Source organism: Archangium sp. (assembly GCF_036389735.1).
In the GTDB taxonomy this organism is placed as follows: domain Bacteria; phylum Myxococcota; class Myxococcia; order Myxococcales; family Myxococcaceae; genus Archangium.
The window spans coordinates 1-9,707 of record NZ_DASVWK010000755.1; the positions used below are offsets into that span (position 1 = coordinate 1).

8 protein-coding genes are annotated in these 9,707 nt (G+C 69.9%); 5 read left to right on the plus strand and 3 right to left on the minus strand.

From position 1 onward, the window contains the following. The first annotated feature begins 202 nt into the window (after nt 1–202). Entirely contained in the window at nt 203–1,168 is a 966-nt protein-coding gene (locus VF794_RS26770; protein ID WP_331115209.1) for a COX15/CtaA family protein, read from the plus strand. A 191-nt stretch (nt 1,169–1,359) separates the two neighbouring features. Further along, nucleotides 1,360–2,373, plus strand: coding sequence for a kinetoplast-associated protein (locus tag VF794_RS26775; protein WP_331115198.1), 1,014 nt, complete (start codon nt 1,360–1,362; stop codon nt 2,371–2,373). Between the two features lie 17 nt (nt 2,374–2,390). Here VF794_RS26775 and VF794_RS26780 read toward each other — a convergent pair whose 3' ends face one another. Next, nucleotides 2,391–4,259: a cache domain-containing protein gene (locus VF794_RS26780; protein ID WP_331115200.1), complete on the minus strand. Its 1,869-nt coding sequence runs from the start codon at nt 4,257–4,259 to the stop codon at nt 2,391–2,393. Nucleotides 4,260–4,439: 180 nt separating this feature from the next. Here VF794_RS26780 and VF794_RS26785 point away from each other — a divergent pair, with 180 nt between their 5' ends. Genes VF794_RS26785 through VF794_RS26795 form a run of 3 tightly spaced genes read left to right on the plus strand, consistent with a single transcriptional unit; the run spans nt 4,440 to nt 7,197 of the window. Beyond that, a complete protein-coding gene (locus VF794_RS26785; RefSeq protein WP_331115202.1) occupies nt 4,440–5,888 on the plus strand; it encodes an H-type lectin domain-containing protein in 1,449 nt (482 codons plus the stop codon). A gap of 13 nt (nt 5,889–5,901) precedes the next feature. Further along, a complete protein-coding gene (locus VF794_RS26790; RefSeq protein WP_331115203.1) occupies nt 5,902–6,393 on the plus strand; it encodes a hypothetical protein in 492 nt (163 codons plus the stop codon). 33 nt (nt 6,394–6,426) lie between these two features. Then, nucleotides 6,427–7,197, plus strand: a complete 771-nt coding sequence (locus VF794_RS26795; RefSeq protein WP_331115205.1) for a DUF481 domain-containing protein — start codon at nt 6,427–6,429, stop codon at nt 7,195–7,197. Here the strand turns inward: VF794_RS26795 and VF794_RS26800 are convergent. After that, nucleotides 7,122–9,137: a methyl-accepting chemotaxis protein gene (locus tag VF794_RS26800; RefSeq protein WP_331115207.1), complete on the minus strand. Its 2,016-nt coding sequence runs from the start codon at nt 9,135–9,137 to the stop codon at nt 7,122–7,124. The two genes, VF794_RS26795 and VF794_RS26800, sit on opposite strands and share 76 nt — an antisense overlap. Nucleotides 9,138–9,226: 89 nt before the next feature. Continuing rightward, entirely contained in the window at nt 9,227–9,703 is a 477-nt protein-coding gene (locus VF794_RS26805; RefSeq protein WP_331115211.1) for a thermonuclease family protein, read from the minus strand. Nucleotides 9,704–9,707: the final 4 nt, after the last annotated feature.

A 9,707-nucleotide genomic window follows, 5' to 3' on the forward strand; every position in this document is an offset into this window, starting at 1 on the left:
CGGGGGCCCCTGGAAGCCGTTTGGAAATCATCCAGCGCCCTTTCGGGAGCAGGCGGGCATGTCCAAGGGCACATCCAATCCGGGGAGGGGTTTCCAAGAGGCATTCCTGGATAGGGCTGGCCGGGGAGCGGGGAGGCAGTCGGGAGCGGGGGCGACGTCCGGGCGGAAAGTGGGTTAGGGAGGAGCCACTCCCGTGCCACCGATGAGCGCCTCCGTGTCCTCCCGAGCCTTCCGAGTCTTCAGCTGGTTCACCCTCATCTACACGCTGGCCGTGGTGCTGTGGGGCGCGTTCGTGCGCGCCACGGGCTCGGGGGCGGGGTGTGGAGACCACTGGCCGGTGTGCAATGGCGAGGTGGTGCCGCGCGCGCCCACCCTTCAGACGGTCATCGAGTACACGCACCGGGTGACGAGCGGACTGGCGCTGGTGCTGGCGGTGGTGCTGTGCGTGTGGGGACTGAGGGCGCACGCGAAGGGGCACCCGGTGCGCAAGGCGGCGGTGGCCTCGCTCGTCCTCATGCTGACGGAGGCGGCGGTGGGCGCGGGGCTGGTGCTCTTCAAGATGGTGGCGGACAACCCCTCGCTGGCGCGGGCGTGGTGGATGGCGGCGCACCTCATCAACACGTTCCTGCTGGTGGGGGCCATGGCGCTGACGGCGTGGTGGGCGGGAGGCCGGGAGCGCCTGACGTGGAAGCGCCAGGGGCTGACGGGGTGGCTGCTGGGAGGGAGCCTCGCGGGCGTGCTGGTGCTGGGGGTGAGCGGGGCCATCGCCGCGCTGGGCGACACGCTCTTTCCGGCGACGAGCCTCGCGGAGGGACTGAGGCAGGACATGTCTCCCACGGCGCACGTGCTGCTGCGGCTGCGGGTGCTGCACCCGGTGCTGGCGGTGGCCGTGGGGGCGCTGGTGGTGTTCTCGGCGGCGATGGTGGCGCGGCTTCGGCCCTCGCCGACGGTGAGGCGTGGGGCCTTGCTGCTGGGAGTGCTGTACGCGCTCCAGCTCACGGCGGGGCTGGTGAACCTCGTGCTGCTGGCGCCGGTGTGGATGCAGTTGGTGCACCTGCTGCTGGCGGACGCGGTGTGGATCGTCCTGGTGCAACTGAGCGCGGCGGGGCTGGCGCTGGGCGTGCCGCGAGCGGACGTGAAGCCGCGAGTCGTGCCCTCGGTGGCCTGAGATAGCGCGCGGGGCGCACTACCCGAGAGGTCTGACATTCGCGGGCCGCTCAAGAGCGGGGAGAGGGCCCGAAAAGCCGCCGCGGACGCGGGTCCGAGGCCCAATCCATGTCAGACCCACTGGGTATTGTTTGCTCATGGCCGCCCGAGAAGGGGGCCAGCAAATCCCACCCAACCTGGAGCATCGTCCCCATGGCTACCCGCAACCGCGCCGCCCGCACCCGTTCCACCGAGCAGACCAAGGTCGCCTTCGAGGAACTCGCCCGCAAGAGCCGCAACAAGCCCGTGGTCCCGACCAAGGAGCAGGAGGCGCGTCACTCCCACGCCAGGAACGTCCTCACGGACGTGTCCGGCCTCACGGCGGAGTCGGCCGTGAAGAAGGTGACCGAGGCGGGCCTCACCATCAACAAGACCCTGGGCGGCATCAACGAGCAGGTGATGTCGCTCGTCGAGGAGCTGAAGAAGCTCGACGAGGCCATCCACCTCAAGACCGAGGAGCTGGCGGCCCTGCACGGCAAGGACGTCGCCGCGAGCGCCATCGACGTGCTCGTCGCGGAGTACGACCGCAAGAAGCTGGAGCTCCAGGCGGAGTTGGAGCGGCTCGAGAAGGAGATCTCCGACACCCGCATGAAGTCCGCCGAGGAGCTGACCGCGGCGCGCGAGGCCGCCGAGCTCGCGCGCAAGCGGGCGGAGGAGGCGTACACGTATGACATCCAGCTCCAGCGCAAGAAGGAGCAGGACGCCTTCGCCGAGCAGCTGCGCCAGCAGGCCTCCACCGAGCGAGACCGCAAGGAGAAGCTGGAGAAGGACTGGGCCGTGCGCGAGGAGAACCTGAAGCAGCGCGAGAAGGAGTTGGAGGAGTTGCGCAAGCAGGTGGCGGACTTCCCGGTCGTGCTGAAGAAGGAGACGGACACGGCGGCGGCCATCGCGGGCAACCGGGTGAAGGGCGAGTGGGAGCTGAAGCTCACCCTGGCCCAGAAGGACGCGGAGACGGCGCAGCGGGTGGCCAGCATGGAGATCGCCTCGCTCAAGGAGACCAACGCCCGGCAGGCCCAGGCGCTCCTGGCGCTCCAGAACGAGCTGGTCGAGGCCAAGCGCCAGGTGCAGACCATCGCCGAGAAGGCGCTGGAGTCCGCCTCGGGGGCTCGCGCGCTCGCCGAGGTGCAGGGCGTCATCGCCAGCCGCGAGTACACCAAGGGCAAGTAGCGCCCGGCCCCTACCCCTCAGGAGGCGGATCTCCCAGCCGCCTCCGCGTGCACCGCGGACACGTCCACCGGCTCGCCGCGGCCCTTCAGGTGGATGAGGCCCAGGCTCTCCACCCGCAGGCCGGGCTGGTCCTTCAGCCCCTCCGCCACGGAGCGACTCACCAGGAGGGCGTGCTCGGGGTAGTCCTTGGTGAGCGCCTCCAACCGAGCCGCCACGTTCACCGTGTCGCCGATGACGGTGTAGAGCAGTCGCTCGGGCGAGCCGATCTGCCCGGCCACCACCTCGCCCGCGCTGATGCCAATGCCCGTCTTGAGGGGGAAGTCCCCTCGGGCGAGCCGCCGCGCGTTGAGCTCCATGAGCCGCGACTGCATGGCCAGCGCCGCCCGCGTCGCGCGCTGCTCGATGCCCACCTGATGGAGGGGCGCCCCGAAGACGATGACGATGGCGTCACCGATGAAGTTGTTGATGTAGCCCTGGTAGGGCCGCACGGCGTCCGTCATCTCGGTGAGGTACTCGTTGAGGAGCGCCACCACGCCCTGCGGGTCCATCCGCTCCGACAGGCCGGAGAAGCCCCGGATGTCCGAGAACAGCACCGCCACCCGGCGCGTCTCGCCGCCCAGGCTCAGCTCCCCGCCGAGCAGCTTCTCGCGCACCTCGGGGGACACCACGCGCCCGAAGATGTCCCGCTCCCGCTCCCGCTCGGCGAGCCCATCCGCCATGGTGTTGAAGGCACGGGCCAGTGAGCCCACCTCGTCCTCGGAGTGGACGGGCACCCGTGCCGCGCCGTACTCCCCCTGCTCCACCGCGCGCGCGGCCCGGGTGAGCTCCACCAGCGGCCGGACGATCCCCCGGGCCACCAGCAGGGCGAGTACCGTCACCACGAGCCCCACCACCAGCACGCTCAGCAGGGTGCCCCGCGCCAGGGAGACCAGCGGGGCGGAGAACTCGGCGTCGGGCATCTCGACCCCCACCGTCCAGGGCCGCGTCTTCATGGGAGCGAAGCCCACGATGAGCGGACCGCGCTTGGAGTCGGTGTAGCTCGTGTGGCCCGGAGCGGTGGCGCCGATCATCGCCTCCCCCAGCGTGTCCAGCCCGAGGCTCGTGATGGTGTCGATGCCCACCGAGGAGAAGCGCCTGTCGAAGACGGGCAGCCGGAGCACCTCGGCGGAGAGCGCGGTGAGGCTGTGGAACAGCAGCCTGCGCTCGGTGTGACTGAGGATGACGCCGTACTCGTCGATGAGGAAGCCCTGGCCCTGCTCGCCCAGGCGGAGCGAGCCCACCATGTCCATCAGCGACTCGCCCTGGAGCTTGAGCACGAGCACCCCCACCGTCGTGCCCGCGCTGTCCCGCACGGCCTGCGAGAAGAAGACGCCGGGCCGGGCGGTGGTGCTGCCGGTGAGGAGCTCCGAGACGGAGGCGCCATGCTCCAGGGCGTCCCGGTAGTAGCTGCGAAAGGCGTAGTTGCGGCCGAGGTTCTCCGGGTTCGTCGCGACGACGCAGGTGCCCGCCTTGTCGAGCAGGAACACCGAGAAGACATCCGGGTTGGAGCGGACGACGTTGTCCAGGGCGCGCTGCACGGAGGCGCTCGCGGCGGCGGCCCGCGGAGCGGCGGAGAGGAAGGTCACCACCTCGGCGTCGGCGGCGACCTGGGCCACGGTGTGGCGGGTGTCGGTGACGAGCTGATCCAGCCGCGCGGCGGTGGTGCCGGCGAACAGCTCCAGGTTGAGGTGGGCCGTGCGCCGCACACTGGCCAGGGACTGGTGGAGGTTGTACGCGGCCGTCAGCCCCATGGGGACGAGCGCCACCGCCAGGAAGGCGAGCGAGAGCTTGAGGGCGACAGGCCAGGAGGAAGGGCGCGACAGACGCATGGCGTACAGACGCCGCACTCTACTCCCAGGGACGCCACGTACGGAAAGAGCCCACCACACCCCGGGGTCGGCCAAGGGTCACCTTCTGGAATCCAGAGGGCTGTGTCGACGTGGCTCCCTTGCCTGGTCGGGACACGGTCTCCACCTTCGGACCGCTCTCACCGTCGCACCCTGATTCCCCGTCAGGAGGACCCCATCATGCCCTCGAAGCTCACCCTTCTCACCACCTGTGCCCTGCTGGGCCTACCCGCGGCAGCACGGGCGGAATCCAATCCGCGTGCCGTCAGCATCCGCGTCCAGTGCCAGTTGAAGGACGTCAGTCAGGAGGTCCGGCCCACGGAGGGCCCGGCCGCGACGCCCGACTGCAAGTTCCTCAATGGCTGGTTCGAGGGCCGGCTCGATTTCCGGAGCGGCGGCGAGGTCGGCGACGACACTTCGGGCACGCTCCTGTTCTCGGAGTTCGGCCGCTTCTACGCCACCCCGCTCGGCGGGGGCGAGGTGCTCGTCTACGCCGATGGCAACGGGATGCGGGAGGACTTCGAGCAGCGCTACCTCACCCCGGGACCGGACAATGTCCTGACGGCTCCGGACCTGCGGGTCGTGCTCTACTTCCACAAGAACCGCGACGCCGTGAAGATCGCGGATCAGCGGTTCATGCCCGTGGCCAGCGCGGCCTGGGCCCGGTACGCGGAGGAGGCGCTCCGCTTCTCGGGCACGCTGAAGGGGGACGTGGTGGGCCCGCAGGAGGCCACCCGCGTCGTGGCACTCCAGAACGTTCCGGTGTCCAACACCGCCCCGAGCGGTGGCCAGATGCTGCGCTTCGACGGGAGCCAGTGGGTGCCCACCACGCCTTCGCCCCTGACCGCGGGCACCGGACTCCAGGGCGGCAGCTATGACGGCCAGGGCCCGGCCACCTTCAGCGTGGCGTTCGGAACGGGCCCGGGCAAGGTGACGGAGGGCTCGGACGTGCGACTGCCGCCCGCGCCGGGAGCGGCGGGACAGCTCCTCCATTCGAACGGCTCGAGCTGGGCCGCGCTCGCTCCGGGAGCCCCGAAGCAGGTACTGCACGGTGGCGAGAAGCCCACCTGGGGCCCGGTGTCCCTGAGCACCGACGTGGGCGGCGTCCTGCCCGTCGCGAGTGGTGGCACGGGGCTGACCTCGCCGGGCGCGGCGGGCAACGTGCTGCGGAGCACCGGGACGGGCTGGAGCAGCGGCCCCCTCACCGGCTCGGACGTGCCCGCCGGCAGCAACCGGTACATCCAGAACCAGGGCGGCTCGATGCAGGACGCCCAGTTGTGGATCAGCGGTGCGGCGAACGTCGGAGCCCTCCAGGTGGGCGGCGGAACCCATCTCCGACAGTTGCAGATGAGCAGCGTCGTGCTGGGCCCGCCCAGCAGGTGCGATGGCTTCCCGGTCATCCAGTGCAACTACATCTACTCCGTCACGTTCCCGAGGGAGTTCTCGACGCCGCCGATGGTCATCGTCTCGCCCAAGGGGCTCTGCGGGGACTGCGGTGACACGTTCAACGTGAACACCCGGAACGTGACGGAGACGGGCTTCGAGCTCCTGGTGACGCGGACCGATCCCTACAATCTTGGTGGGGACTGGGGGCAGTACCTCCAGATCGACTTCGTGGCCGGCAACTGAGTCGGAGGCTCCGATGGACCCACGTCGCTCCTTCTGGATGCTCGCCGCCGTCGCGCTCCTCGCCGTGGGAGGGCTGCTCGGCGTCCACGTGTACCGCCTGGAGACGCGCCTGGCCGCGCTGGAGGCAGGCTCCGTCGCCCCCGCTCGCGAGGCGTCACCCTCGCGGGAGGGGCGCGCCCCGCCCGCCACGGTCCGCGCCGTCCGGAGGAACGTACGGCTCGATGCCGGGGCAGCCCAGCAGGTGGCGAAGCGGCTCGGGGACGAGCTCGGCATCGACACGGGGAAGGTGGACAGGCTCGCCCGCTTCCTGATGGCCTTCCATCTCCGGACGGCCCTCGACAAGGCACGTGCCCGGGGCGAGGACCTGTCCGAGGCGGCGGCCAACCACCCGGAGCTGCTTCGGGTGGACTTGAAGCAGGAGCTCCTCGGGCTCCAGCTCTCCCAGGCGCAGCTCGCCACGCTGTCCCGGAAGACGCCCGGGGTCGAGGCCCTGCTGGCGCCGTAGCACCGCGGCGCGCTCGGATGATAGAGCGCGCCCATGTTCCCCAGGTGCGTGGTCCTGATGCTGGTGCTGCTGACGTCGCGGGAGGCGGCGGCGCAGATCGTCAACGTACAGGCGCTGTTCGATGACGCGACGGCGCCGCTGGGCCTCTCCGGCGGCGCGGAGGCGTCGGTGGACTGGCGCACGGGCAGCACGGACCTGCTGGTGATGCGGGGGCTGGTGCTGGGCCAATGGCGCACGGAGAAACACGCGGTGCTCGGGGTGGCGCGAGGCGAGTACGGCTTCGCCCAGGAGGAGCTCATCGTGAGCAAGCTCCTCGAGCACCTGCGCTACCGCTACCGCTTCACGGAGTGGGTGTCCGGGGAGACCTTCGTGCAGCACGAGTACGATGCCTTCCGGCGGCTGCAACTGCGGGCGCTGGTGGGAGCGGGCCCGCGCTTCACACCCTGGAGCTCGGACACGGCGAGGCTCGTGCTCGGGGTGTCGATGATGCTGGAGCACGAGCGGCTGCGCCGGGACGACGAGCCGGACGCCGGGGCCCGGTCGACGGACCTCCGGCTGAGCAGCTACGTGATTGGCCGGGTGAGGCTGATGGAGAACATCAGCCTGGTGGAGACGGTGTACGTGCAGCCGAGGCTGACGAAGTTCTCGGACGTCCGGCTGCTGAACGAGACGCTGTTGGCGGTGGAGGCCAACAAGCGCGTCACCTTCACCACGGGTTTCGTCCTCACCTACGACGCGGCGCCACCGGCGACCGTGTCGCGAATGGACACGCAGTTGCGGACGGGCATTGGCGTGAGGTTCTGAAGGGCCCGCGCACCGGGCCGTCCCTGTCCTGCGTCGTACACCTCGAGCGTGGCACCCACGCGGAAGAAGCTCACCAGCTCCAGCAGGCTCTCCGCTTGCGCCGCCATCTCCTCCGCGGTGCTCGACAGCTCCTCGGCGGCCGCCGCATTCTGCTGCGTCACATCGTTCAGGCCCACCATCGCCTTGTTGATGTGCCCGACGCCCGACGACTGCTCGCTCGACGTGGCGGCGACGCCCTTCACCAGGTGTGATGTCGTGTCGATCGACGGGACGAGCGCGTGGAGCAGCCGGCCGGATTGCTCGGCGATCTTCACGCTGCTGGACGCCACCAAGCTGATCTCCTTCGCGGCCGTCTGGCTTCCCTCCGCCAGCTTGCGGACCTGGGAGGCGACGACCGCGAACCCCTTCCCGTGGTCGCCCGCGCGCGCGGCCTCGATGGCGGCATTCAGGGCCAGGAGGTTCGTCTGATAGGCGATCTCCTCGATGACGGAGATGCGCGAGGCGATCTGCTTCATCGCCTCCACCGTCTCGGCGACCGCCCGGCTGCTCTTCTGGGCATCGGCCGCGCCCTTGGACGCGAGCGTCTCCACCCGACGGCTGCTGTCGGCGTTCTTGATGATGGACGCGCTCATGCTGTCGAGGCTGGTGGTCATCTCCTCGAAGGTGGCGGCCTGCTGGCCCGCGCGGCTCGCGAGCGACTGGGACGTCGACGAGAGCTGGGACGCGGCCGACGAGAGGGCCGCGGCGCCTTCGCGGACCTCGCCAATCACCTGCGCCAGCCGGTCGCGCATCGAGCGGAACGCGTTGGCCAGAACGCCGATCTCATCCTCGGAGCGGTGGTCGAGCGCTCCGGTGAGGTCGCCGTTCGCGATGCGGGTGGCGGCGCTGGAGATCGTCTCGAGCGGCTTGGTGACGCGGCGGATGACGAGGAGGACGGCGCCACCGAGCGCGAGCAGCGCGAGCACCCCGAGCAGGAGCGTGAACTCACGCAGCTCATGAGCCGGCGCGAGCACCTTGTCGAGGGGAGCGAAGACGGCGAGCGCCCATGGCGTCGTGGTCTCACCGATGCGGATGGGGACCACCACCTCGATGGCCCTGGCCCCGAGCACCTCCGAGGGGACGTGGCCGGAGAGCGCGGTGTCGCTCGAGAGGGCGGTCTTCACCAGGGACTCCGCGGGCGAGGCGTCGAGTTGCTTCGCGCGACGCGCCTGCGAGGGGTGCGTGACGAACGCGCCATTGTTCGAGACGAGCAGCGCGTACCCCGTCTCGAAGGGGGTGATCTCCGAGACCTGCTTCTGGATCTGCTCGAGCGAGATGTCCGCGCCGACGGTACCGACGAACCTGCCGTTGAACAGGATGGGCACGGTGACGCTGGTGATCAGCGTGGGCTTCCCGGCGACGGGGTAGATGTAGGGGTTGACGATCGTCTCCCTCCGGGTCTTGCGCGCGAGGAGGTAGTAGTCGCCCGTGCCCTCCTTCTCGTAATCGACGTTGGGCTCCAGCTCGATGTGTCCGGAGCCGCGGCTCCAATTCGAGATGTAGCGGCCGGTGGCGTCCGAGCCCGGCGTGTTCACGTACTTCGCATCGAGCCCATCGAATGCATTGGGCTCCCACGTCGTCCAGATGCCGAGGAGCTTCGGGTTGGCCTCGAGGACGTGCTTGAGCGCCGCATCCGTCAGCCGGCGGTCGGCCAGACCGGCGACCTTCTGGGCCGCCACCGTCTGCGCGAGCGTCCGGACGGGAATGAACGCGGCGTCGAGCTCCGAGTTGACCATCCGCGCATAGCGCTCGGCCATCTGCGTGACCATCTGGTTCGCCTGCTCTTCAGCGACCCGCGATGACTGTCGGCTGACGACGAGGACGAGGATACCGAGCGCGATGCTGATGACACTGCACAGGGCGACAAGAAGCCTTGTCGCGAGACTCTTGCTGAATGACATGAGGAGTTGGGCAGTAGCATGGAGCGCGGTTTGGTTTGAGCGTCTCGTGAGCCAGCGCCCGGACGCCCGCCGGGACTCCAGCGCCCGACTCACCTGGCGCAAGCCACCGAGGAACACGCACTCCACATGCCGCGTCCGGCCCGCCGGGCCGAGGATTCCAGTGCCTGGAACTCGGAGCGCCGGGATTCTCCCGCGGGAGGCACGTAGAGCGTGCAGGCGTACCCGCGCTCAGCCAGCAAGGTGTTCACCTCCTGCCCTTCCACGGTGACGTACGCGAGCAACCGACCATAGCGGTCGGTACAGGCCTCGCCATACGTCAGGCGCACGAGGCGGCCCTCGACGAGCGAGCGGTTGAAGTCCCGGGCCTGGGAGCCGAAACACTCCTGCTTGCCCCCGGTGCTCTCCGGGGTGTCCACGAGCAGGTAGCGCACGCGCTCGCCGCTCTGGAGCACCACGGTGTCGCCGTCCACGACCCTCGACACCACTCCAGCGCCCGGACCACAGGCGGGCTCGGCGCCACACGCGCAGAGGACGATGAGCCCCAGCCCGAACACCACGACGAGCATCCGC